The organism is Streptomyces sp. NPDC025618 (assembly GCF_055558795.1).
In genome coordinates this window covers 69,822-94,169 of sequence record NZ_JBVHLW010000015.1, presented here as the reverse complement: position 1 = coordinate 94,169, position 24,348 = coordinate 69,822, and the positions used below count along the sequence as shown (strand labels likewise).

Genomic DNA, 24,348 nt, shown 5'->3' with positions numbered 1-24,348 from the left:
CGGGTATACGTGAGCTTGCCGACAGCGTCCGCACGGCGGTCCGCACCGCGCCGGAGGGGTCATGGCGTCTCCCGAGATCCTTCCCGGGGCACGCCCCGACTATGCTCGGGCAGCGCAATCCGGCCCGTCAGCACATGGAGCACCGCATGGCCCCCAGGATCACCGTGATCGGCACCGGCTACCTCGGCGCCACCCATGCGGCCGCCATGGCCGAGCTCGGCTTCGAGGTGCTGGGCCTCGATGTGGTGCCCGAGAAGATCGAGATGCTCGGCCGGGGCAAGGTCCCGATGTTCGAGCCCGGCCTGGAGGAGCTGCTCGGCCGCCATGTGGCCGGCCTGGAGGGCTCGACCGGGCGGCTGCGCTTCACCACCTCCTGGGAGGAGGTCGGCGAGTTCGGCGACGTCCACTTCATCTGCGTGAACACCCCGCAGAAGCACGGCGAGTACGCGTGCGACATGTCCTACGTCGAGGCCGCCGTCACCGCCCTCGCCCCCGTGCTGCACCGGCCCGCGCTGGTCGTCGGCAAGTCGACCGTCCCGGTCGGCAGCGCGGCGCGGCTCGCGGGGCTGCTCGCCGGGCTGGCCCCGGCGGGCGCCGACGTCGAGCTCGCCTGGAACCCGGAGTTCCTGCGCGAGGGCTTCGCCGTCCAGGACACGCTGCGCCCCGACCGGATCGTCGTCGGCGTCGCCGGTGAGCGCGGCGAGAAGCTGCTGCGCGAGGTGTACGCGACCCCGATCGGCCAGGGCACGCCGTTCGTCGTCACCGACTACCCCACGGCCGAGCTGGTGAAGACCGCCGCGAACTCCTTCCTCGCCACGAAGATCTCCTTCATCAACGCCATGGCCGAGGTCTGCGAGGCGGCGGACGGCGACGTGGCGAAGCTCGCGGAGGCCATCGGCCACGACGAGCGGATCGGCAAGAAGTTCCTGCGGGCCGGCATCGGCTTCGGCGGCGGCTGCCTGCCCAAGGACATCCGGGCCTTCATGGCCCGCGCGGGCGAGCTGGGCGTCGACCAGGCGCTGACCTTCCTGCGCGAGGTCGACTCCATCAACATGCGCCGCCGCGGCCACATGGTCGAGCTCGCGCGGGAGGCGGTCGGCGGCAGCTTCCTCGGCCGTCGGGTGGCCGTGCTCGGCGCCACGTTCAAGCCGGACTCCGACGACGTACGGGACTCCCCGGCGCTCAATGTCGCCGGGCAGATCCACCTTCAGGGCGGGCAGGTCACCGTCTACGACCCCAAGGGGATGGAGAACGCCCGCCGCCTCTTCCCGACGCTCGCCTACGCGCCGACGGCGCTGGACGCGGTGCGGGGGGCGCATGTGGTGCTGCACCTGACGGAGTGGGGGGAGTTCCGGGAGCTTTCTCCCGCGGAGCTGGGGGGTGTGGTGGCTGAGCGGTGTCTGCTGGACGGGCGCAATGCGCTGGACGCTCGCGCTTGGCGGGAGGCCGGGTGGACGTTCCGGGCCATGGGGCGGCCGCAGGCTTAGTTTTTTGCGGCTCCGCCGCGGGGGGGGGCGTTCGCTTGCGCCTGCGGCGGGCTTTTTCCCCTACCCGCCCCTTCCCGAAACTGGGGCGCGTGCCCCAGGCCCCCGGCTGTCCCGCCGTTGCCGCCTGCGGCGGGAGCGGCCTGCGGCCGCGTCCTCAAACGCCGGACGGGCTGGATATCCAGCCCGTCCGGCGTTTGAGGACAACGCGCGAAGCGTGTTGCTGGGGGTCCGGGGTCTCCCCGGTCTCGGGAAGGGGCGGGTAGGGGAAAAAGCCCGCCGCAGGCGCAAGCAGCCGCACCCTGCGGGATCAGCCGTCCAGGGACTCTCGCGTCGCGTTCGACGGGCCCCTCGTCGTGGTGGCAGCCACGGACTCCGCCGCCCGCAGCACCCGCACCGCGTTCCCCCACGTCAGCTTCGCCAGATCCGCCTCCGACCAGCCGCGGCGCAGAAGCTCCGCGATCAGGTTGGGGTAGCCGGACACGTCCGGCAGGTCGGTCGGGGTGAAGGCCGTGCCGTCGAAGTCGCCGCCGATGCCGATGTGGTCGACGCCCGCGAGCTCGCGCATGTGGTCGAGGTGGTCGGCGACCGTCGATGTGGTGGCGAGGGGGCGGGGGTTGGCCGCCTCGAAGGCGCGGTGGACGGCCATCGCCTCGGCCGTGGTGTCGAGGTGGTGCAGGCCGTGGGCCCGCATGTTCTCGTCGGCGGCGCGGGTCCAGGCGACGGCCTCGGGGAGGATGAACTTCGGGACGAAGGTGGCCATGGCCATGCCGCCGTTCGCGGGCAGTGCCGCGAGGACGTCGTCCGGCACGTTGCGCGGGTGGTCGCAGACGGCCCGCGCGGAGGAGTGCGAGAAGATCACCGGCGCCTCGCTGACCCGCAGGGCGTCCCGCATCGTGTCGGCGGAGACGTGCGAGAGGTCGACGAGCATGCCGAGGCGGTTCATCTCCCGCACGACCTCCTCGCCGAAGGCGGTCAGCCCGCCCGCCACGGGCACGTCCGTCGCGGAGTCGGCCCACGGGACGTTGTCGTTGTGGGTCAGCGTCATATAGCGCACGCCGAGGCGGTGCAGGGCGCGGAGCGTGGCGAGGGAGCTGTTGATGCTGTGACCGCCCTCGGCACCCATGAGGGAGGCGATCCGGCCCTCGGCGCGCGCCGCCTCCATGTCGTCCGCGGTGAACGCGAGCCGCAGATCGGCGGGGTAGCGGGCGGTCAACTGGCGTACGGCGTCGATCTGTTCCAGCGTGGCGCTGACGGCCTCGTCACCGGCCATGTCGGTGCGCACGTACACCGACCAGAACTGCGCCCCCACGCCGCCCGCGCGCAGCCGCGGCAGGTCGGTGTGGAGGTCGGCGCTCTGGTCGGTGGCGAGGTCACGCCGGTCGAGGTCGTAGCGGACCTGCTGGCGCAGCGCCCAGGGGAGGTCGTTGTGGCCGTCGACGACGGGGTGGGCGGCGAGCAGTTCGCGGGCGCGGGCGAGGTGGTCGCTCACGGCGGTCACTTGCCGAAGCCGAAGCCGTCGTTGCCGGTGGCCTTCGCGCGCAGCCGGCGGCCCTTCTCGGTGGCCTGTTCGTTGAGCTCGTCCTGGAAGCGGCGCATCCGCTCCAGCAGGGGGCCGTCGTGGGCGGCGAGCATGCGGACGGCGAGCAGGCCGGCGTTGCGCGCGCCCGCGACGGAGACGGTGGCGACGGGGACCCCGGCCGGCATCTGCACGATGGAGAGCAGGGAGTCCATGCCGTCGAGGTACTTCAGCGGGACGGGCACGCCAATGACTGGCAGCGGGGTGACGGAGGCCAGCATGCCGGGGAGGTGGGCGGCTCCCCCGGCGCCCGCGATGACGGCCTTCAGCCCACGCCCGGCGGCCTGCTCCCCGTACGCGATCATCTCGCGGGGCATCCGGTGCGCGGAGACGACGTCGACCTCGTAGGGGACGTCGAACTCGTCGAGGGCCTTGGCGGCGGCCTCCATGACGGGCCAGTCGGAGTCGGAGCCCATGACGATGCCGACCAGGGGGGAGCTGTTCGTCATTCGGTGATCGTTCCTCGCAGGTATCCGGCGGCGTGGCTCGCGCGCTCGCGCACGTCGGCCAGGTCGTCGCCGTAGGTGTTGACGTGTCCGACCTTGCGGCCGGGCTTCACATCCTTGCCGTACATATGGATCTTCAGGCCCGGGTCCCGCGCCATGCAATGCAGATAGGCGGAGTACATGTCGGGGTAGTCGCCGCCGAGGACGTTGGCCATGACGGTCCACTTCGCGCGCGGGCGCGGGTCGCCGAGCGGGAGGTCGAGCACGGCGCGTACGTGGTTGGCGAACTGCGAGGTGATCGCGCCGTCCTGGGTCCAGTGGCCGGAGTTGTGCGGGCGCATGGCGAGCTCGTTGACGAGGACGCCGGGGGTGCCGTCCGCGTGGCGGATCTCGAAGAGCTCGACGGCGAGGTGGCCGACCACCCCGAGTTCCTTGGCGATCTTCAGGGCGAGCTGCTGCGCCTGGGCGGAGAGCGCCTCGGAGAGGCCGGGGGCGGGGGCGATGACGGTGTCGCAGACGCCGTCGGTCTGGATGGACTCGACGACGGGATAGGAGACGGCCTGGCCGTGCGGGGAGCGGACGACGTTGGCGGCGAGCTCGCGGACGAAGGGGACCTTCTCCTCGGCGAGCACGGGCACTCCGGCGCGGAAGGGTTCACCCGCCTCTTCTGCGTCACGGACGATCCAAACCCCCTTTCCGTCATAACCGCCGCGCACCGTCTTGAGGACGACGGGAAAGCCGTCGCCCTCGGCGGCGAACCGCTCGACGTCGGCGGGGTCCTCGACGATCCGGTGCCGGGGACAGGGCACTCCGATCGCGTCGAGCTTCGCCCGCATCACGCCCTTGTCCTGGGCGTGCACCAACGCGTCGGGCCCCGGGCGGACGGGAATCCCGTCCGCCTCCAGGGCCCGGAGGTGCTCGGTGGGTACGTGCTCGTGATCGAAGGTGATCACATCGCAGCCTTGTGCGAAAGCACGAAGGGTTTCCAGGTCGCGATGGTCGCCGATGACGACGTCGCTGACCACCTGGGCCGCCGAGTCCTGCGGGGTGTCACTGAGCAGTTTGAACTTGATGCCGAGGGGGATGCCCGCCTCGTGGGTCATACGGGCGAGCTGACCGCCGCCGACCATGCCGACTACCGGGAACGTCACGCCCCCAGGGTATCCGTACGCGCCAACCGCTCCCGCACCCTCTTGGAGGATCATCCCAAGAACGAGGGACTGCCGTGATGGCCGATATGGCGTGCGTTCGCTCCGCGTTCACCGATGCCCTCTCTCGGTGACCCGGAGCGCTGGATAGCATGAATGCCGCCCATGTCCCCGGACAGCCCCACACGACGGAGCCTGACGATCTTTATGAGTCAACGGCACACCATGCGTTCCCGGCTGCAGAGGCTGGCCCGCGAGATAGCGAAGTTCGGCGCGGTCGGGGCCATCGGGTTCGTGGTCAACTTCATCGTCTTCAACATCTGCGTCCACGGCTTCCACCTCGCGGTGGTGCGCTCGGGCGTGATCGCGACGGTCGCCGCCATCGCGACCAACTACGTCGGCAACCGCTACTGGACCTACCGCGACTGCGACACCAGCCGGCGCAGCCGCGAGCTGTCGCTGTTCCTGCTGTTCAGCGGCATCGGCCTGGTGATCGAGAACGGCATCCTGGCGCTCTCGCACTACGGCTTCGGCCTGACGACCCCGCTCGCGGACAACATCGCGAAGAACGTCGTCGGCCTCGGCATCGGCACGGTCTTCCGCTTCTGGTCCTACCGCACATGGGTCTTCCGGGCCCTCCCCGCGCGCGAGGCGGTGCAGACGGCGGAGTCCTTCCTCACGGAGGAGCCGCCGGCCCGGATCGACGCGCAGTGACCGACGCGCGGTAATCGACACACAGCGACCGACGCGCGGCAGCGGCTCAGGCCGCGCCGGCGCCGTCCGTCTGGTCCCCCTCGAGGCTGAGGAACAGCGCGAAGACCGGCGGGTTGGCCTGGAGGAGCTCCAAGCGCCCGCCGTCCGCCTCGGCGAGGTCGCGGGCGACCGCCAGGCCCAGCCCGGTGGAGTTCCGGCCGCTGACCGTCCGCTCGAAGACCCGCGCGCCCAGGTCCGGCGGGACGCCCGGCCCCTCGTCCGTGACCTCCACGACCGCCTGGGTGCCGGTGACGCGGGTGCGCAGGGCGACCGTGCCGTCCCCGTGCATCAGCGAGTTCTCGATGAGCGTCGCGAGCACCTGCGAGACCGCGCCCGGGGTGCCGACGGCCCGCAGCCCCTGCTTGCCGGAGCGCACGATGGCCCGCCCCTCGCTGCGCGAGGCGGGGCGCCACTCCTCGATCTGCTGCTTGACGACCTCGTCCAGGTCGAAGGTGACGGCCGAGCCGGCCTTGGGGTCGCGGGAGTTGGTGAGCAGCCGCTGGACGACGTCGGTGAGCCGCTCCACCTGGGTGAGGGCGATCGTCGCCTCCTCCTTGACCGTGTCCGGGTCATCGGTGAGCGTGATCTCCTCCAGCCGCATCGACAGCGCCGTCAGCGGCGTGCGCAGCTGGTGCGAGGCGTCGGCGGCGAGCCGGCGCTCGGCGGTGAGCATCCGGGCGATCCGCTCGGCGCTGGAGTCCAGGACGTCCGCCACCCGGTCCAGTTCGGGCACGCCGTAGCGGCGGTGCCGGGGGCGCGGGTCGCCGGAGCCGAGGCGCTCGGCCGTCTCGGCCAGGTCGATGAGCGGGGCGGTGAGCCGGTTCGCCTGCCGTACGGCGAGGAAGACGGCGGCCACCACGGCGAGCAGGGCCACCGCGAGGATGACCAGCAGGGTGCGGCCGACCTCACGGCTGACCGTGGAGCGGGACGCCTCGACCCGTACGGTCTCGCCCTGCCCGCCCTTGAGCTCCGCGGTGATGAGGCCGCCCTTGGGGCGGGTGCCGATCTCGATGACCGGCCTGCCGGGGATCTCGATCCGGGCGTAGCGCTGCGGCGTGATCTGCTCGCTGAGGATCCCCGACTCCACCCGCTCCCCGCCGACCAGCCGGCTGTCGACGATGGATTCCAGGCGCACGGCCTCCGACTGCACGCTCTCCTGCGCGCTGTTCTCGATCGTGCGGGTCTCGACGATGACGAGCGGGATCCCGAACACGGCGATCACGACGAGTACGACGGCGAGCGTGGAGTTGATCAGTCGGCGGCGCACGGTGCCCTCCGGGCGGGTGGTACGTAAGCAGCCCGGCAGCGGGGCTCTGGGCCGGGTCGGCTCAGCTCTTCTCGAAGCGGAAGCCGACGCCGCGGACGGTGGCGATGTAGCGCGGGTTGGCGGCGTCGTCCCCGAGCTTCTTGCGGAGCCAGGAGATGTGCATGTCGAGGGTCTTGGTGGAGGACCACCAGGTGGTGTCCCAGACCTCGCGCATCAGCTGATCGCGGGTGACGACCCGGCCGGCGTCCCGCACCAGCACCCGGAGCAGGTCGAATTCCTTCGCCGTGAGCTGGAGTTCCTCGTCGCCCATCCAGGCGCGGTGCGACTCGACGTCGATCCGCACGCCGTGGGTGGCGGGGGGCTGCTGCTGGGACTCGACGGTGCCGCGGCGCAGCAGCGCCCGCACGCGCGCCAGCAGTTCGGCGAGCCGGAAGGGCTTGGTGACGTAGTCGTCGGCGCCGGCGTCCAGGCCGACCACGGTGTCCACCTCGTCGGCGCGGGCCGTGAGGACCAGGACGGGGAAGCCGTGGCCCTCGGTGCGCAGCCGGCGGCAGACCTCCAGGCCGTCCATGCCGGGCAGCCCCAGGTCGAGGACGAGCAGGTCCACCCCTCCCTTGAGGCCGGCGTCGAGCGCCGTGGGACCGTCTTCGCGCACCTCCACCTCATAACCCTCGCGGCGCAGGGCGCGTGCGAGCGGTTCCGAGATGGACGCGTCATCCTCGGCGAGCAGTACTCGGGTCATGGCTTGATGGTAGTCCGCCCGGGCACACGTCAGAGGTGCACTCAGAGCTACCGACGGCAACACTTCTCCAAGAGCAAACTCACCTTCGAACGTATGCGAATGGTTCCGGTCTCACCTGTGATCCATGTCTCAACTCCTTCCTTATTCGGGCGGGGTGTGACGTATGGTGACCAGACGTCTGTAGCACCATCGGGGGACCTTCGGCACGACCACATCTCGCCGGAGGTCTCTGTTGTGCGCGGGGCTGTTCCCTCAGCCTTGTTACACAGTGAATGACCTGTCGGCCGGGTCCGCCGCGCGAAGGTGCGCGGGGGCGTGGATCCCGGTGTACGGCTGTCCTGCCGGTCCCTCGCGGGGGATCGAACCCCTTAGGGCGTGGGGGCGGGCAGCGCAGTAGCCGGTGCCGGCCAACCCCCACCCGGGCGCGTCACAGCTCCATCGCGCGTCCCGAGCACACAAGGATCGACCATGGCGTCCAGCCTGACGAAGGGTGCTGCTCCTCAGGAGACCACTCCTGCTCCCAGCGGCAAGACCTTCCTTGGCCACCCCAGCGGGTTGGCCATTCTCTTCATGACCGAGATGTGGGAGCGGTTCTCCTACTACGGCATGAGGGCCCTTCTTGTCGTCTATCTGATCGCCGGTGGCCCGGACGCCAAGCCCGGCAGTCAGGGCGGCGGTCTGGCGATGCCCGAGGCCACCTCGGTCGCCATCTACTCCGTCTATGTGGCGATGGTGTACCTGCTCGCCATGCCCGGCGGCTGGTTCGGTGACCGTGTCTGGGGCCCGCGCAAGACGGTGGCCATCGCGGCCAGCGTCATCATGGCCGGTCACCTGGTCCTGGCCATCCCCGGTAAGCCGACGTTCTTCTTCGGCCTCGCGCTGGTGGCGATCGGTTCCGGTCTGCTGAAGGCCAACATCTCGACGATGGTCGGCCACCTCTACGACGGTCCCAAGGACCCGCGCCGTGACGGTGGCTTCACGCTCTTCTACATCGGCATCAACGTCGGCGCCTTCGCCGCGCCGCTGGTGATCGGCACCGTCGGCCAGAAGTACAACTGGCACCTCGGCTTCGCGATCGCCGCCGTCGGCATGGGCCTCGGTCTGCTGGTCTTCCTGCTGGGCACCCGCCACCTGAACGCGAAGAGCAGCCAGGTCCCGACCCCGCTGACGGTCGCCGAGCGCAACTCCTGGCTGAAGAAGGGCCTGATCTGGCTCGTCATCGCCGCGGTCTTCTACGGCATCGTGATCGGCACCGGCGTCTACACGATCAACTGGGCCCTGGTCCCGATCGCGCTGCTCGGCCTCTTCATCCCGATCTTCGTGCTGGCGCGCATCAAGCGCGACAAGGAGCTGACGGAGACCGAGCAGACCAAGGTCAGCGGCTACATCTGGTTCTTCGTCGCGGCCGCCGTGTTCTGGATGATCTTCGACCAGGGCGGGTCGACGATGTCGACCTTCGCCGAGAAGAAGACCGCGGACAACATCTTCGGCTTCGACTTCCCGTCCACCTGGTTCCAGTCGGTCAACTCGCTGTGGGTCGTGGCGCTGGCGCCCATCTTCGCGGCGCTGTGGCTGGCGCTGGCCCGCCGCAAGAGCGAGCCCAGCACCACGGTGAAGTTCGCCGCGGCGATGGTCTTCGTCGGCCTCTCGTTCGTCCTCTTCGCCCTCCCGATGTCGATGGCGTCGGACGGCACGAAGGTCAGCCCGATGTGGCTGATCGCGATCTACGGCCTCCAGACCGTCGGCGAGCTGTGCCTGTCCCCGGTGGGTCTGTCCCTGACCACCAAGATGGCGCCGGCGAAGTACGCCAGCCAGATGATGGGCGTGTGGTTCCTCGCGGTCACCGCGGGCGACTGTGTGATGACCCTGCTGATCACGGCGGGTGCCGACCTCAACGGCACCGGCGTGATCCTGGGCGAGGCCGCGGCCGCCGTCCTGGCGGGCGCCGGCATCTGGCTGAACCGCAAGAAGATCGTCGGCCTGATGGGCGACGTCCGCTGACGCGGTCCGCTCGGTAACGTTCCGTGACTCGGAGTGCCCCTCGGGGCGATGGCGCGCCATCGCCCCGAGGGGCGCTTTGGTTTACGCCTCGTCCATAGGACGCGCCTTCGCGCGGGTGGTGGACGGGTGGTGCACACCCCCGTCCGGAGCCTCCGTGGCGCGTGTCGGGTCCGCCTCCGGGCTGAACCACGGCAGGGAGCCGTCGCGAGCCTCCTCGGGCCGCTCGGGCGGCCGTACGCGCCCCACCACCGCCATGCCCACGCGGAACACCCCCACCGACACCACCACGCACAGCAGGATCCAGAAGAGCGTCACCCCCCACGGCCGTCCCACGTCCCACGGCTCCTCCACCAGCATCTTGTCCCCGTACTTCAGGGACACCTGGTAGTCGCCGTACGCCCCGGCCGCCAACTCCACGTCCAGCCGGACGCGGGCCCGCGCGCCCGCCGCGATCGTGCCCCGCCAGTGCTGCTTCTCCCACTCGGGCGCGAGCACCCCGTGCGAGGTGCCGACCTCGAAGACGGGGTCCTTGGCGGGCGTGGAGCCCAGATTGCCGAGGGTGACGACCAGACGCCGCCGCGGCGGCGCCCCGAACCACGTGAGCAGCCCGCTGCTCCCCTCCAGCCGCGCGTCCAGGACCCCGAGCCGCTCCCCGCCGGTGCGCGGCGGCAGGGACGCGACGGGGTGCCCGGCCACCTTGAGCGCCGCGTCCACGGCCACCGGGTCGCCCATGACGGTCGCCACGTGCACCACGCAGGGGCACGGCTTGGGCGGCTCGGCGACCGGGATCCGTGTGCTGAAGCGGCCGTCGGCGCCGGTGGTCGCGGTGCGCCCGTCGGCGTTGGCGCAGCTGTCGGTGCCGCCGATCATGTCCTGGCCGCAGACGAGGAGCGTGAGCAGGGTCCGGGGCCGCCATCCGGTGCCGCTGACGGTGAGGACGGTGCCCTTGCCCGCCTCGGTCCGGTCGAGCCGCAGGGCGGGCCCGTCGGCGCTCGCGCGGGCGGCGGGCAGCAGCACACACGCCAGAGCCAGCAGCAGGGCCACCGCGCCCGCGCCACGGGCCTTCACGCCGCCGCTCCCGCACGCCGGGCGCGCCTGGAGCGGCGTACGAGCAGGAGCGCCGCCGCGGCGAGCACCGCGGCGAGCCCGCCCAGGGCCGGGAACAGCCACGGGAGGGGCGTGTACGAGCCGGAGGCGGTCGCGCGGGCGCCGCCGGGCGCGGTGGCGGTGAGACGGACCCGTACGGAGTCCAGGCGCGGCGCGTCCGCCCACCGCTCCGCCAGCCGCACGCTCCGGCCGGGCGCCAGCTCCGCGGGCACGCCCGTGGCCGTACGGCGCCAGACCGTGCCGAAGAGGCCGTCCGCGCGGATGTCCAGGCGCGGGGAGAGCGCGGTGTTGCCGCGGTTGACCAGTGCGTAGCGGATGACCGCGGCGCCGCCCTCGCGGCTGACGCGTACGTGCTCCACGGCGAGCGCGGGCAGCGCGGCGCCGCTCACCCGCACGGTCAGCGGTACGCGCACCCGCCGCCCCTCCCCGCTGACGACGAGCGCGCCCGGATGATCCCCCGGCGCCGCACCGGCGGGCACGGCCACGGCGAACGGCACGTCCGCGCGGGTACGCGCCGGGACCTTCACCGTGCGCACGGCGAGCGACACCCAGGACCCGTCCGCCCGCACGGCGAAGGAGCGCGCGGTGTCACCGGGATTGATGACGGACAGCTTGTCCTGGAACACGGTGCCGGGATCGCCCTCCAGCTCGAACGCTCTGCGGTCGTCGGGGCGGGGCGTGCTTTTGCCTGCGGGGGCGGGGGTGGCGGTCCATTGCCGGGGGTCGGCGGCGGCGGTGGGGGCGGCGGCGAGGAGGACGATGCAGATCGCTGCGAGGTGGTGCGGCTTCATGGGCGGCTCCCGGTGTGCGTCTGCGCCTGCGGCGGGCTTTTCCCCAGCCCCGCCCCTTCCCGGCTGCATCTGATGTGCGGCTCCGCCGCGTGGGGGCGCGTGCCCCAGACCCCCGACTGCCGGTCCGTTGCCGCCTGCGGCGGGGGCGGCCTGCGGCCGCGGGGGGGGGAGGGGAGGGGGGGGGGGGGGGGGGGGGGGGGGGGGGGGGGGGGAGGGGGGAGGGGGGGGGGGGGGGGGGGTGGTTGTGTGGGGGGGTTAGCAGGACCCAGCGATCTGTTGGGGTTTTCTCTTTTTTTTTTTTTTCTTTTTTTTTTTTTCTTTTTTTTTTTTTTTTTTTTTTTGTTCCCCCCCCCCCCCCCCCCCCCCCCCCCACCCCGTCCGTCGTGCTAGTCGTTCTTCTTGGCCCAGATGTGCCAGGGCTGCGCGGAGATCCACTCGCTCAGCGGCGTCAGGCGCACACCCAGCTTCTGCGCGGTGGCCTGCGGGTCGGCCGCGAACAGCTCCGGCTCGTCGCCGGAGGCGGCCCAGCGGTAGATGCCCGCGACACCCGCGGCGGCCTCGGCGCCGATGACCTGACCGAGGCCGGCCTCGAACTCCGCCGGGTCCAGGGCGAGGTAGCCGACCTCACGGCCGAGCGCACGGGCGAAGGCCGCCGCGAGCTCGGGACCGGTGACGGTCTCGGCGCCGCCTATCTCCAGCGTCTCGCCCTCCAGGCCCTCGGCGTCGAGGGCGGCGGCCACGGCCGCGGCGAGGTCGGTGTGGGACAGCCAGGACACACGCCGCTCGGCGGGCAGCGGATAGGCCAGCACACCGTCGTCGACGAGGGCGGGGCCGTTCCAGGGGCTGAAGAGGTTGTCCAGGTAGACCGGCGGGCGGACGACGACCAGCGGCACACCGCTGTCGCGGAGGACGGCCTCGACGGCGCGGCGCGTCTCGAAGGAGGCGTACGGCGTCTCCGCCTTCGGCAGCGGGGTGTTGACGTTGTAGACCAGACGCTCGACCCCGGCCGCCTTGGCGGCCTCGGCGATGTTCCTCGCGTAGGTCTCCACGGTCGCACGGTCGTAGACCAGCGGCATGACCACGGCGGCGTGGGTGACGCCCTCGAAGGCGGCGCGGACGGCGGCGGCGTCGGCCAGGTCGCCCTGGACCATGGTGACGCCGTCGACGGCCTTCTCCGCCTCGACCTGGCGGCGGGCGAAGCCGCGCACGGCGTGGCCCCGCTCGGCCAGCAGGCGGGCGACTGCCCCGCCCTGGAATCCGCTGGCACCGAATACCAGGTACTGGCGCCCTTGCGTGTCGGTCATGAGGTTTTCCTCGCAGAAGTATGCACTGAACAGATGTGTTCGAGCCTGTCAGTTGCGCTCCGGCGGCTTCAATTAGCAGCCGGTCGGACGTACTTAACAATCAGCCATTGGCCACGTCCGCCCTGGCCGGGGCGGGCCGTGCGGCCCCGGCACGCAGCGCGAGGCTCAGGAGCGCGCCCGCCAGGGAGATCCCGGCCGCGACGAGGAAGGCGGCCTGGAAGCCGTTCGTCAGGGCCACCGGGTCGTCGGAGGCGCCGGTACGGGCCGACGCGACCGCCGTGAGCACCGCGAGCCCGAGCACGGAGCCGAACTGCTGGCTGGTGTTGATCAGCCCGGAGGCCAGTCCGACCTCCTCCTCCCCCGCGTCCATGGTCGCCGCCACATTGGTGGTGACGGCGGCCAGCGGCAGCCCCACCCCGAGGACGATGCTCGGCGCGAGCACGTCGGCGGAGAAGGTGCCCTGGGCGGAGAGCGTCGACAGCCAGCCGAGCCCGGCCGCGATCAGCGTGAAGCCCGCGGTCATCACGGCCCGTAGCCCGAACCGGCCGATGAGCCGGTCCGCCGTGCCGGCGACCAGCACGACGACCAAGGACAGCGGCAGCAGCCCCAGCCCTCCGGCCACCGGTTCGAACCCGAGCACCGCCTGCATGTACAGGCTGACGAGGAAGAACATCGGGAACAGCGCCATCTGCGAGAGCCCGCCGAGCACGTTGGCCAGGCGCAGCGTGGGCCGCCCGAGGACCCGCAGCGGAAGCAGCGGCTGCGCGGCCCGCGACTCGATCGCGACGAAGGTCACGAGCAGGACCGCGGCCAGAGCCGCCGGGACGAGCGTGGTCGCCGCGGTCCAGCCCGCCTCTCCGGCGTTGACCAGCGCGTAGGCGAGGAGGCCCAGTCCGCCGGTGACGGTGAGCGCTCCGGCGACGTCGAAGCCGCGCCCCGCGTCGTCCTCCCGGGCCTCGGGCAGCAGCCGCCGGGCGCAGACGATCAGCACAACGCCGGCCAGGACGTTGAGCACGAAGGTCGACCGCCAGCCGAGCCAGCTGGTGAGCACGCCTCCGAGCACGGTGCCGGCGGCACCGCCCGCGCCGGCCATCGCCGCGAAGACGCCCAGCGCCTTGTGGCGTTCGGGCCCGTCGGCGAAGAGGGTGAGCAGCAGGGCGAAGGCGGAGGCCGCGGCGAGGGCGGCGCCGATGCCCTGGACGGCGCGCGCCGTGATCAGCCAGGCCGCGTCGTCCGCGAGGGCACCGGCCAGCGAGGCGAGCACGAGGAGGGCGAGGCCCACGACGAACAGCTTCTTACGGCCGAACAGGTCGGCCGCGCGGCCGCTGAACAACAGCAGCCCGCCGAAGGTGATCAGATAGGCGTTCGCCACCCAGGACAGGCCGGTGGGCGAGATGCCGAGCTCGCTGCCGATCGACGGCACGGCGACGTTGATGATCGCTGTGTCGAGGATCAGCATGAACTGGGTGCAGGCGAGCAGCGCGAGCGCGAGCCGGCGGTGGGGTGCCATGGAGGTCACTGCGCGAACCCTGCGGGCTCGTCGGCGAGTTCGTACCCGTCGAGGCAGGACTGCGCGAGGCGCTCGCAGAGCTCCGGGCTGCCGTCGCGGACCATGGACGGCAGATAGATGTGCGGTGCGCCGTGGTAGAAGCGCTCGTACTGCTCGTGACGTCCGGCGAACTCGGAGCCCAGAGCGTCCCAGGCGAGCTTGAAGAGCTTGACGCGCTTCTCCGGCCCGGCGCCGGGCGAACGGACGTACTTGGCGACCAGGTCGCCGATGACGGGGTGGCGCAGGTCCAGACCGGATGCCGGGAGCTGGATGAGCCCGCCGCCGGCGAGCGTCTTGATCTCCTGGAGGACCTTGGGGTAGACGTCGGCGGCCATGAAGCGGTGCGCCGAGGCGATCTCCTTGTTGATCTGCACGGCGCCGTCGCCGCCCGGCACCGCCTCGTAGCTGGCCTCGGCGGCGAGCAGCATGGACTTGGCCATGTTGAGCCAGCCCATGAGGCGGCCGATCTGGATCTGGACGGGAGGCAGTTCGTAGGTGCCGTTGGCCTTGGCGATCAGGATGCCCAGGCCGACGAGGAACTCCAGCTTGGTCCAGAAGCGGGTGGCCGCCTGGTGGACGAAGTTCCAGTAGGCGGGGGTGATCCACCACTGCTTGAAGGAAGCCTCGACGTCGCGGTAGACCAGTACGTTCTCCCACGGGACGAAGACGTCCTCGCAGATGAGCATCGAGTCGTTCTCGTCGAAGCGCGAGGACAGCGGGTTGTCGAAGACCGTGCGCGCGGCGGCCTCGTAGGAGGTGCGGGAGATGAACTTCAGGCCCGGGGTGTCCAGCGGGACGGAGAAGCTGAGGGCGTAGTCGGCGTCCTTGGCCGGGAGGGGCTCGATGGTGCCGACGATGATCTCGTTGCCGAAGATGGCGGCCGTGCCGATCATCTTGGCGCCGCGGACGACGATGCCGCCGTCGAGCTCCTTGACGACCCGGATGTAGAGGTCGTCGCGCTCCTGCTCCGAGGCGGCCTTGGTGCGGTCGGCCTGCGGGTTGGCGAGGGTGAACGACTGGTAGAGGTCGCCCTGGGACATCCTGCGGTAGTAGGCGTCGAGGTTGGCGGTGCCGTCGAACTCCGCGCCGGCGAAGACGCCGGGCAGGGCGGCGAAGCCCGCGATGCCGGAGGCCATGTAGTCGGGAGAGCGGCCGAGGAAACCGTAGCTCGCCTCCGACCAGGTCTTGAACGCCTTGCGCCGGGCGATCAGGTCCTCGTGGGTGCGCGGGACGGCGTAGGCGCGGTGGATCCGCTGGTCCGTGCCGGCGGGCCGCACGGTGAGGACGTCGCGGAATGCCGGATCGTGCGTCATGTCGTACAGGCCGGCGATCGAGCGGACCGTGTTGCGGAATGCCGGGTGACGGGTGACGTCCTTGACGAGTTCACCGTCGAGCCATATCTCGCGTCCGTCGCGCAAGGACTCGATGTACTCCTGGCCAACGCGGGTCATTGTTCTCCTGAGATGGTTCTTCGTGCCGGCCGGAAACCCTGGGTTTCCACGGTGTTCCGGCTGTGCGGTGGGTCAGACTGTCCAGGGCGAGCCGGTGCTGGCCGCCGCCGGGTCGAAAGCGCCGATTCGGGCGTGGTGCCGGGCGACATCCGCCAGTTCGGCGGCGGGTATCACATCGGTGGCCTGCCGGAATCCGGCGGGCGCCCGGTCGTAGGCCATGTCGATGACGATTTCCGGGCCCATATTGCGATTGGCCAGCTGGAGTTCGGTCATTGCGGGGCGGCGATGCTCCTCGTACGCGGTGAGCGCGGCCTCGATGTCCCCGAACGTCGCGAGGCAATAGGCGAGGGCTCGGGCGTCGATGACGGCCTGGGTCGTGCCGCCGGATCCCATCGGGCACATCGCGTGTGCCGCGTCGCCGAGCAGTGTGGTGTGCCCGAAGGACCAGCGGGGCAGCGGATCGCGGTCGAGCATCGGATACTCGAATGCGCCGGAAGCGCCGGCGAGGAGAGCCGTGACATCAAGGAATCCGAGATCCCAGTCCTGGAAGTGCGGCAGGAACTTCGCCTGCGGCACCGGCCGGTTCCAGTCACTGCGGTCCGCCTCCGCTCCGCCGTCGGCGGGGCGCGAGGCCGCCCAGTTGACGAGGGTGCGGCCCTCGCGGTCGAGGTCCGGCGACATCGCGTAGGCGACCACCTTCTGGGTGCCGTCGCCGGTGACGAGCATCGAGGTACCGCCGAGGAACGGTGGCATCCGGGTCGTGCCCCGCCAGACCGTGGTGCCGTTCCAGGCGGGGCCGTCCTCGTGCGGGTGGAGCGTGGCGCGCACGGCGGAGCGGATGCCGTCGGCACCGATGAGGACATCGGTGTCCAGCGTGGAGGACGAGACCCCGCGGCCGTGGCGAAGGGTGGCCCGGAGCCTGCCGCCGGGCAGCTCGGTGAAGCCGGTGAGCCGGGAGTCGGTGACGATGGCGTCCGCCCCGAGCCGGGCCCGGACGGCCTCGGTCAGCACGGTGTGGAGCCGGCCGCGCTGGAGTGACAACTGGGGCCAGCGATGGCCGGATCCGGCGCTGCGGTCGTCCCGCCAGATCAAGCCGCCGGTGCGGGCGTAATAACGGATTTCATCGGTGCGGGCGGCGGCCGTGACGAGTTCATCGAAAAGCCCGAGGGCGGCCAGCTCGCGCACGGCATTGGGCAGCAGATTCACCCCGGCACCGAGCGGCCGCAATTCGGGTGCCGCCTCGACAATACGGACCCTGTCGAATCCTGCGTGCTGCAGACTCAGGGCGGCTGCCAGCCCGCCAATTCCCGCCCCTGTTACCAGAATATCCACGGAACCCCCGTTCCCACTGTTCCGAACATGCCAGAGCAGATCCCCGCGCGGTTCCGTGAAACCCGCCCAGGGTTGTACGTCTGTGGTGATGTTCACCTGTGACCTGCGACTCGCAATGCGAACACTGCGATCGCCCCCACCCACCGGCCCCCCGGCCGGCCTCGGTGACTTCCCTGAGAAGAATCCTGACCCCGGCCTGGTTAGGATTCAACTAACAAGAATCCTGCTGCTTTTAAGGATCGTCCATGAGCCGCGTTGACGACACATTGAGCGACCTGCTGATGCCGCTCCGGCTGCACAGCGTTTTTCACAGCAGATGGCTTGCCCGCGGACCCTGGGCGATTCAGGGACAGGACGAGAGCTGCGCGATCATCCATTACATACTCCGCAACGACTGTTGTGTGAGCTTTCCCGGGGATTCCTCGCCCGTCACCCTGCGCGAAGGCGATCTCGCGGTCTTCCCGCACGGCACGGGACACACCATCGCGGACCGCGCCGTGCCGCTCGCCCCCTCGCTGGACACGGTGCTGCCGGAGCGCCGCCCAGGCGCCTCGGGCATCGTCGAGATCGGCTCGTCCGGCCCGGAGACCGAGCTGATCTGCGGCAGCCTGCACTACGACGCCGTCAGCAAGCCCCCGGTCTACGCGGCCCTCCCCGACGTCATCGTCCTGGAGCGCGACATGCTGGCGAAGGAGCCGCTGCTGATGCGCACCCTGGAGAGCCTGACGGCGGAGACGGCCCGGCGGGAGCCGGGCAGCCAGCTCATCGTGACCCGCGCCTTCGAGATGGTCTTCGTGCTGTCGCTGCGGGTCGCGCTGGAGCAGCTGGCGGAGAGCTCCCCGGAGCTGCACGCGCTGCGCCACCCCGGCATCAGCAAGGCGCTGCTGGCGATCTACCGGGAGTACGCGGAGCCCTGGACGATCGACTCCCTCTCCCGGCAGGCCGGGATGTCCCGGTCGGCGTTCACGAAGACCTTCCGCGAGCTGGTGGGCGAGGGGCCCGGCCAGCACCTGACGAAGCGCCGGATGCAGAAGGCCGCGACGCTGCTGTCCGAGACCACGGTCCCCCTCGCCACGATCCCCGAGCTGGTGGGCTACCAGAGCTCCGTGGGCTTCCACCTGGCGTTCCGCAAGATGTTCGACCTCCCTCCGGGCGAGTTCCGACGACAGGCACAGGAGTCCGGCACCCGGGTCCTGGAAGGCGCCGGGCAGCGCTGACCCGGGTCAGCCGCCGGGGCCGAAGGCGCGGCGTGCCGCCCGGCGCCAGCGGTTGGCGGGCAGTTCCGGTCTCAGTGCCGCGAACGCGCCGCAGTATTTGGTGAAGACAGCGGGGCGTACGCCGTACGCGTGCAGCAGCAGGTCCGCCTCCGTGAGGTGGCCGGTGGTCTTGGTCTCGACGAGGACGAGCCGCGGGTCGCAGTGCACGGCATGTCCGGTGTGGAGGTCCGTGCAGGTGAGTGCCGCGTCGCAGGTGATGCGCTGGCCGTCGGCGACGAAGGTGGTGCGGAGGTAGTCGGTGGTCAGGGTGGGGGTCAGGTGGGCCGGGGCGCCGATGCCATAGGCACGGCGGAGGGTGTGGGTGACGAAGTCGCGGTTGCCGGGGTCGAGGGGCGCGGTATGACCGGACAGAGGGCGGCGGTGTTTGACGGTGTCCCCGCGGCCGCCCTTGAGCTTGATCTCGAGCTGGCGCTCGCCGGTGTCCTGGTAGTGGCGTTCGCGGATCTTGAAGCGGAGGCGGCGGCCTTGGCGGTGGTCGTGGAAGGAGCGGAGGGCGGGAGTGTCGTAGTAGACGGAGTGATAGCGGAAGGCGCGACGCCCGTCGATGGCCAGGGCGCGGAAGGGTCCGTCGGGCCGTCGAGGGTCGGTGAGGCGCCGGGCCATGCGCAGGAAGACGGGGACGGGCACGAGGTAGCTGTGGTCGAAGCGGGCGAGGAGAGCGGAGCGCTCGTTGACCTCGGCGAGTGAGACCGGCGCGGTGGCGTACGCGGCCTCGCTGACCGCCTCGGCGGCCGTCTGCGCACACACCCGCGGGGGCGCGGCCGGGGCGCTCATACCGGCTCCCAGGCGGGCACCTCGCGGCGGACGGGTCCGGTGGCGGCGGTCGGCCGGGGCTCGCGGTAGCGCACGTCCACGACCGTCAGATCGCGTACGAAGTCGACCTCGGTGACGGTCCATTGGAGCGGTTCACCCAACCGCCGTGCCAGATCGTCGCGCAGCGCGACGGGATCCCGGTGGACGCTGTCCAGGGTGACGACGGCGCGGCGGGAACGGGCCAGGAGCCGGGGATGGTCGCCGGCCCATACGACGAGGAGCAGGGCGGCGCTCAGCCCGGCCTCCAGCGGGAGCCCCAGGTGTGGCAGGCCGCAGACGAGCCCGAGGACCAGGGTCGTGAAGTAATAGGCGACCTCCTCATGCTGCACCGAGTCGGAGCGGAGCCGGACGATCGACAGGACCCCGAAGAGCCCCAGCCCGAGCGCCGCCCCACCGCCGCCGCCCATCTCGCCCAGAGCCGCGACGACCGTGAACAGCCCGGCGTTCAGGGCGAGATACGCCGGGACGAGATCTCGTCGACGGTGGCGCGGACAGTAGACCGCGAAGGTCAGCAGGCACACGGCGACGAGGTCGAGTGCGAAGTGGGCGGCGACGTGCCGCAGTACGTCCATGATGCGAATCCCCCTGAGTGGCCATTGCGTGGCAGTGCTGCCGCCACCTGGCGATGCGCCTTTGCGTGGCGATCTGAAAACAGAGAGTAACCGCAACTCATTCGAACATGGTTTGCCTGTGGAGAAACATTTCTGCGGGGCGGCTCCGACGCGTGCGGGGAGGCGGATGCCGACCAGGGCGGGTGTCGACGCGGCTAGTGGCGGCAGAGCGGGTACGGCGAAGCGAGCGCGGGCAGAGCAGGTGCCGGCAGAGCAGGTGTGGCGAAGCCAGTGCGAGCAGAGCGGACGCGGGCAAGGCGAGCGCCCGCAGAACGGGTTTCGGCGAAGCGAGTAGAGGCAGAGCGCGTCAGCCCGGCCGCAGGAAGCGCCGCAGCCGTTGCAGAGGCCAGGTGTTGATCACGTCGTCCTTCGTCAGCCAGCCGCGCTGCGCCGTACCCACGCCGTACCGCATGTACGGGAGGTGGGTGGTGGCGTGCGCGTCGGTGTTCACCGCGAACTTCACGCCGTACCGCCTCGCGCGCAGGATGTCCTCGTCGCCCAGGTCGAGCCGCTCCGGGTGAGCGTTGATCTCCAGCGCCGTGCCGGTCCGCGCGCACGCCGCGAAGACGGCGTCGAAGTCGGCGTCGATGCCGGGCCGTTTGCCGATCAGCCGGGTCGTGGGGTGGCCGAGGATCGCCACGTGCGGGTTCTCGCAGGCACGCACGATCCGCCGCGTCAGGTCGTCGCGGCTCTGGTTGAAGTGGGAGTGCACGGAGGCGACGCACAGGTCGAAGCGGTCGAGGAACTCGTCGGGCCAGTCCACGCCGCCCTCGGGTCCGATGTTGAGCTCGGTGCCGTGCAGCACCCGCATCCGGTGGTGCTTCCCGTCGAGTTGGCGCACCTGGTCGCGCTGGGCGAGCATCTTCTCGTCGGTCATGCGCTGCATGGCGAGGTCGGGGGCGTGGTCGGTGACGGCGTAGTAGGCGTAGCCGCGCGCGGCCGCCGCGGCGACCATGTCCTCCAGGGAGGCGAGCCCGTCCGTGAGGTCGGTGTGCGTGTGCAGGTCGCCGCGGATGTCGTCCTCCGCGATCAGCTCGGGGAGCTCGTCCCGCAGCCCGGCGGCGATCTCGCCGCGGTCCTCGCGCAGGGTCGGGGGGATCCAGGGCAGTCCGAGCCGGGCGTAGATGTCCTCCTCGGCGGCGGAGGTGATCTTCCGTCCGCTCTTGACGTGGAAGAGGCCGTACTCGGAGAGCTTGTACTTGTGGTGGACCGCGATCTCCCGGATGCGGATGTTGTGCGCCTTGGAGCCGGTGAAATACAGAAGTCCCGCTCCCCAGGCGCCGGGAGGCAGCACGCGCAGGTCGACCTGGAGCCCTTTCAGCGTGCGGATGGAGGTCTTCTTCTGGCCGCGCACGATGACCTCGGCGACGTCCGGGAGTTCGCAGAACGCCTCCATGAACGGGGCCGCCCGCTCGGCGGCGACGAGGATGTCGATGTCCCCGATGGTCTCCCGCATCCGGCGCAGCGATCCCGCGTAAGTGCAGCCCGCGCAGCCGTTCACTTCGGAGAGCGCGGCGACGAACTGTTCGGCCGCGTCCATGGCGGCGCCGAGGAGGATGCGGCCGCCCGCCTTCTGCATGAGTTCGATGCCGTGGAGGATGTTGGCCTCGGTCTTCTCGCCGAAGCCCTTGAGGCCGCGCAGGCGCCCTTCGCGGACGGCGTCGAGAAGTTGCGCCACGGAGGAGATGCCCAGTTCCTCGTGGAGGATCAGGGCCTTCCTCGGTCCGAGCGTGGGAATGCCGATGAGTTCGCGGACCCCGGCCGGGACGGCCGTCCTGCTCTCCTCGATCGCGGAGACGTGGCCGGTGCGCAGGTATTCCTCGATCTTCTCGGCGATCGACTTCCCGACGTTGGGGATGTCGCGCAGGGCCTTGGCGTCGAGCTTCGCCACGTCGACCGGGTGCCCGCCGATCGCCCGCGCGGCCTTCTCGTAGGCGCGCGCCTTGAAGGCGTCGCCACCGGTGATCGCGACGAGGTCGGCGTACTCCTGGAGCAGCGCCTCGATCTCGGCATTGCGCCGGGCCATGGATTCAGCGTGCCACCGGTCGGCCGTGGGCGCGCGTCCACGGGCGGTGCCGTTGCCTCTCCTGTCCGGTGACCGGCTGCGCCGGCCCGGACGGCGCCTCCGAGTGCCGACAGACAGGCCCCGCCGGAGCCGGCCGGGCGGAAATGGGCCTTTCGGCCGTATACGTATGGCCGAAAGACCGACGCCGAGGCCCGGGCGGCCCTGGTTGGCTGGCGTGGTTGTGCGCTGGGTCGAGCCTGGGTCGAGGTCGCCCCGCCGAAGTCATACGCGTCATCCGGCGGGAGGCAGACATGGTGCTGTACGTGCTCTACCTGACAGGGATCGCCGCCTTCGCGGCCAGCGGCGTGCTCGCCGCCCACCAGGCACGGCTGGACCCCTTCGGGGGCCTGGTCCTCGCCTTCGCCGCCGCCATCTCCGGCGGCACCCTGCGCGACCTCATCCTGGACCGGCACCCGCTGTACTGGACGCACGACTGGGTCCTGCTCACCGTCGTCGCCGCCACGGCCGTCGCCACGATGATCCTCCTGCGCCACCGGCGGCTCCCCCACCGCAGCCTGATGACCGTGGACGCGGTGGGTCTGTCGGTCGTCACGGTGATCGGCGCCCGCGCCGCCGTCGACGCGGGTGTCACCCCGCTCGCGGTGATCATGCTGGCGGTGCTCACGGGTGTGACCGGTGAGGTCGTACGCGACCTGCTGTGCGGCCAGTTCCCGCCCCTGCTGCTGCGCGAGGACATCTACGCCACGGCGGCCGCCGCCGGCGCGGGCGTCTACCTGCTCCTGCACTGGGCCGGCACGGCCCCGACTCCCACCACGATCGTCGCGGCCGCGACGGTCTTCATGATCCGCATGGCGGCACTCCACTTCGACCTGCACTTCCCGAGGCTGGCGGGGCGGAGCGCGGCGCCGCCGACCGAGCCGCCGGCCGCTTCCTGAGTACACGGGATGATCCACCGGGCCGTTCCGGTTGAACCCGGCGGGACACATCCAGTGCGTCGGGAACAGGGGGCGGCAGTGTCGGCAGGACTCGGCGAAGCGATCACCGCAGGGAAGACGCGCGAGCGCGGTCCCGATGGCGCGGCGGCGCGGCCCCGTCGGCACCTGCGCATCGGCGAGATGTCCGGTGCCACGGGAGTCAGCGAACGGCTCCTGCGCTATTACGAGAGCCGCGGCCTGCTGAGGCCCCACCGCACCGACCTGGGGCACCGTCTCTACGACCCCGAGGACGTGTCCCGGGTCCTGCTGATCAGGTTCCTGCTGGACGGCGGTGTGAGCACCCAGAACATCTCCCTGCTCATCGACTGCGCGCACGAGGGGATCGACATCTCCACCACGTGCGAGGAGCTGGCCGCCATGCTCGACGACGAATACGAGCGGATCTCGCGCGAGATCGCGTCGCTGAGCCGTACGCGCCAGTACATCGCGGTGCTCACAGGGCGTGCGGCCTCCCTGGCCTGATCGCCTGGACCCCGCTCTCCCCGCCGAGGGCCGCGCGGAGGCTCGCTTCGAAGGGCGCCAGGAACGCGCGGATCTCGGCCAGCGGGGCCGACGGCGCGAGCGTCGCGACCTGGTCGACACCCGCCGCGGCCAGCGACTCGATGACGCGCGGGTCGTGCGGCACACCCATCACGACGACCGGGATGCGCCGGCCCGTCTCCTGCTCCAGCTCCCGCACCCGCTCGCGCCGGGCGAAGAACGTCCGCGGATCGACGGACCCGTAGTCGGGCATCCAGCCGTCCCCGAAGTCCCGGACGCGCTCCACCGACCGCGGCCCCGCCCCGGCGACGTAGACCGGCGGCCCCGGCCGCTGCGACGGGGTGGGGCGCACGACGATCTCCTCGAACGAGACGTACGGCGAGGAGAACGTGACCGGCTCACCGGACCACAGCGCCTTGACCGCACGGGCGTGCGCGGCGAGATGCCCGTTGCGCCGCTTCGGATCGACGCCGTGGGTCACCATCTCGTCCTCGATCCACCCGGCCCCCACACCGACGTCGAGCCGGCCTCCGACGAGCCGGTCCAGCGTCGCGAGCCGCTTCGCCATGGCGATGGGCTCGTGCTGGGCGAGCAGCGAGACGGCGGACCCCACCCGCAGCCGCTCGGTCACCGCGGCGGCGGCGTGCGCACTGACGAACGGATCGAAGGTCTCCCGGAAACGCCGCTCCAGATCCGGCTTCTCGCGTGCGACGCGCGAGGACTGGTGCGTGTGCTCGCAGAAGTAGAGGGCGTCGTAGCCCCGCTCTTCGAGGTCACGCGCGAGGTCCTGGACGGGGGCGGATTCGGTGGTCTGGAAGGTGGAAACGCTGACTTTCATGGTGCGGCGGGTACTCCAAGTCGAGGATGTCGACGATGCGGGCCAGGCCCGGCGGTCAGGCGGAACCACGTCGTCTGTGTCACGTGGAGGACGCTAGGGGCTGACATGGTGTCAGGGCGTAATGCGGGCGGTTGTGATGCGGCGCACCGTCGCTGTTTTCAGCACCCCATGGGATCTCTACGCGCAGCCCTCGGAGGCTTACCGGCCCGTGTATCCACCACGGGGGTATCAAGCGGGGGCAGTCATTGTGAGCACCATCCCTGCCGGCGAGGCCGGCCACCGCGTCTCCGCCGTCTCCGTCCTCGACGACGACCCATCCGCTTGCGCGGCGTGAAGCGCGCGAGTTGCTGGCCC

General features: G+C 71.1%; 21 protein-coding genes. 6 read left to right on the top strand and 15 right to left on the bottom strand.

Annotation, left to right across the window (positions count from 1 at the left end):
• Positions 1-146: 146 nt before the first annotated feature.
• Positions 147-1,487 carry a UDP-glucose dehydrogenase family protein gene (locus ACZ4A5_RS15835; protein WP_467583162.1) on the top strand — a complete coding sequence of 447 codons (1,341 nt, stop codon included), beginning with the start codon at positions 147-149 and terminating at the stop codon, positions 1,485-1,487.
• A 307-nt stretch (positions 1,488-1,794) separates the two neighbouring features.
• Here ACZ4A5_RS15835 and ACZ4A5_RS15830 read toward each other — a convergent pair whose 3' ends face one another.
• The 3 genes from ACZ4A5_RS15830 to ACZ4A5_RS15820 are packed head-to-tail and all read right to left on the bottom strand — an operon-like array spanning position 1,795 to position 4,660.
• Entirely contained in the window at positions 1,795-2,976 is a 1,182-nt protein-coding gene (locus tag ACZ4A5_RS15830) for a dipeptidase (RefSeq protein WP_467583248.1), read from the bottom strand.
• Positions 2,977-2,981: 5 nt separating this feature from the next.
• On the bottom strand, positions 2,982-3,512 hold the full coding sequence (gene purE / locus ACZ4A5_RS15825) for a 5-(carboxyamino)imidazole ribonucleotide mutase (RefSeq protein ID WP_467583159.1): 531 nt from the start codon (positions 3,510-3,512) through the stop codon (positions 2,982-2,984).
• Entirely contained in the window at positions 3,509-4,660 is a 1,152-nt protein-coding gene (locus ACZ4A5_RS15820) for a 5-(carboxyamino)imidazole ribonucleotide synthase (protein ID WP_467583156.1), read from the bottom strand. The genes purE and ACZ4A5_RS15820 overlap by 4 nt, the downstream gene beginning before the upstream one ends.
• Before the next feature lie 204 nt (positions 4,661-4,864).
• On the opposite strand from ACZ4A5_RS15820, the gene ACZ4A5_RS15815 reads away from it, so the two are divergent.
• Complete coding sequence (locus tag ACZ4A5_RS15815) at positions 4,865-5,371, top strand: GtrA family protein (RefSeq protein WP_467583153.1); 507 nt, start codon at positions 4,865-4,867, stop codon at positions 5,369-5,371.
• 46 nt (positions 5,372-5,417) lie between these two features.
• Here ACZ4A5_RS15815 and ACZ4A5_RS15810 read toward each other — a convergent pair whose 3' ends face one another.
• Together ACZ4A5_RS15810 and ACZ4A5_RS15805 are read right to left on the bottom strand one after the other, a co-directional pair.
• Positions 5,418-6,677 (bottom strand): ATP-binding protein, encoded by a 1,260-nt coding sequence (locus ACZ4A5_RS15810; RefSeq protein WP_467583150.1) that lies wholly within the window; start codon positions 6,675-6,677, stop codon positions 5,418-5,420.
• A 61-nt stretch (positions 6,678-6,738) separates the two neighbouring features.
• Positions 6,739-7,419, bottom strand: coding sequence for a response regulator transcription factor (locus ACZ4A5_RS15805; protein WP_366004334.1), 681 nt, complete (start codon positions 7,417-7,419; stop codon positions 6,739-6,741).
• Between the two features lie 468 nt (positions 7,420-7,887).
• Between ACZ4A5_RS15805 and ACZ4A5_RS15800 the strand changes: the two genes are divergently transcribed.
• The gene (locus ACZ4A5_RS15800; protein WP_467583146.1) at positions 7,888-9,420 is read left to right on the top strand and encodes a peptide MFS transporter; all 1,533 of its coding nucleotides are present in this window, start codon (positions 7,888-7,890) and stop codon (positions 9,418-9,420) included.
• An 81-nt stretch (positions 9,421-9,501) separates the two neighbouring features.
• On the opposite strand, the gene ACZ4A5_RS15795 is transcribed toward ACZ4A5_RS15800, so the two are convergent.
• The 6 genes from ACZ4A5_RS15795 to ACZ4A5_RS15770 form a co-directional block, all read right to left on the bottom strand.
• Positions 9,502-10,488 carry a neocarzinostatin apoprotein domain-containing protein gene (locus ACZ4A5_RS15795; protein WP_467583143.1) on the bottom strand — a complete coding sequence of 329 codons (987 nt, stop codon included), beginning with the start codon at positions 10,486-10,488 and terminating at the stop codon, positions 9,502-9,504.
• Positions 10,485-11,318, bottom strand: a complete 834-nt coding sequence (locus ACZ4A5_RS15790) for a COG1470 family protein (RefSeq protein ID WP_467583140.1) — start codon at positions 11,316-11,318, stop codon at positions 10,485-10,487. Before ACZ4A5_RS15790 ends, ACZ4A5_RS15795 begins: the two co-directional genes overlap by 4 nt.
• Positions 11,319-11,704: 386 nt before the next feature.
• Positions 11,705-12,622, bottom strand: coding sequence for an SDR family oxidoreductase (locus ACZ4A5_RS15785; protein WP_467583137.1), 918 nt, complete (start codon positions 12,620-12,622; stop codon positions 11,705-11,707).
• Positions 12,623-12,722: 100 nt separating this feature from the next.
• The gene (locus tag ACZ4A5_RS15780) at positions 12,723-14,132 is read right to left on the bottom strand and encodes an MFS transporter (protein WP_467583134.1); all 1,410 of its coding nucleotides are present in this window, start codon (positions 14,130-14,132) and stop codon (positions 12,723-12,725) included.
• A gap of 5 nt (positions 14,133-14,137) precedes the next feature.
• The gene (locus tag ACZ4A5_RS15775; RefSeq protein ID WP_467583132.1) at positions 14,138-15,622 is read right to left on the bottom strand and encodes a 4-hydroxyphenylacetate 3-hydroxylase family protein; all 1,485 of its coding nucleotides are present in this window, start codon (positions 15,620-15,622) and stop codon (positions 14,138-14,140) included.
• A 72-nt stretch (positions 15,623-15,694) separates the two neighbouring features.
• Positions 15,695-16,954, bottom strand: a complete 1,260-nt coding sequence (locus ACZ4A5_RS15770; protein ID WP_467583131.1) for a flavin-dependent oxidoreductase — start codon at positions 16,952-16,954, stop codon at positions 15,695-15,697.
• 245 nt (positions 16,955-17,199) lie between these two features.
• On the opposite strand from ACZ4A5_RS15770, the gene ACZ4A5_RS15765 reads away from it, so the two are divergent.
• A complete protein-coding gene (locus ACZ4A5_RS15765) occupies positions 17,200-18,171 on the top strand; it encodes an AraC family transcriptional regulator (RefSeq protein WP_467583128.1) in 972 nt (323 codons plus the stop codon).
• Between the two features lie 6 nt (positions 18,172-18,177).
• On the opposite strand, the gene ACZ4A5_RS15760 is transcribed toward ACZ4A5_RS15765, so the two are convergent.
• The 3 genes from ACZ4A5_RS15760 to polX all read right to left on the bottom strand — a co-directional run bounded on the left by ACZ4A5_RS15760 (position 18,178) and on the right by polX (position 21,681).
• The gene (locus tag ACZ4A5_RS15760; protein WP_467583125.1) at positions 18,178-19,005 is read right to left on the bottom strand and encodes a polyphosphate polymerase domain-containing protein; all 828 of its coding nucleotides are present in this window, start codon (positions 19,003-19,005) and stop codon (positions 18,178-18,180) included.
• A complete protein-coding gene (locus tag ACZ4A5_RS15755) occupies positions 19,002-19,616 on the bottom strand; it encodes a DUF4956 domain-containing protein (protein WP_467583122.1) in 615 nt (204 codons plus the stop codon). Before ACZ4A5_RS15755 ends, ACZ4A5_RS15760 begins: the two co-directional genes overlap by 4 nt.
• A gap of 346 nt (positions 19,617-19,962) precedes the next feature.
• Positions 19,963-21,681 carry a DNA polymerase/3'-5' exonuclease PolX gene (gene polX / locus ACZ4A5_RS15750; protein WP_467583119.1) on the bottom strand — a complete coding sequence of 573 codons (1,719 nt, stop codon included), beginning with the start codon at positions 21,679-21,681 and terminating at the stop codon, positions 19,963-19,965.
• Between the two features lie 290 nt (positions 21,682-21,971).
• Here polX and ACZ4A5_RS15745 point away from each other — a divergent pair, with 290 nt between their 5' ends.
• Both ACZ4A5_RS15745 and ACZ4A5_RS15740 read left to right on the top strand, forming a co-directional pair.
• Complete coding sequence (locus ACZ4A5_RS15745; RefSeq protein WP_467583116.1) at positions 21,972-22,616, top strand: trimeric intracellular cation channel family protein; 645 nt, start codon at positions 21,972-21,974, stop codon at positions 22,614-22,616.
• A gap of 78 nt (positions 22,617-22,694) precedes the next feature.
• Positions 22,695-23,138 (top strand): MerR family transcriptional regulator, encoded by a 444-nt coding sequence (locus tag ACZ4A5_RS15740; protein WP_467583113.1) that lies wholly within the window; start codon positions 22,695-22,697, stop codon positions 23,136-23,138.
• On the opposite strand, the gene ACZ4A5_RS15735 is transcribed toward ACZ4A5_RS15740, so the two are convergent.
• Complete coding sequence (locus ACZ4A5_RS15735; protein WP_467583110.1) at positions 23,110-23,994, bottom strand: TIGR03619 family F420-dependent LLM class oxidoreductase; 885 nt, start codon at positions 23,992-23,994, stop codon at positions 23,110-23,112. The two genes, ACZ4A5_RS15740 and ACZ4A5_RS15735, sit on opposite strands and share 29 nt — an antisense overlap.
• Positions 23,995-24,348: the final 354 nt, after the last annotated feature.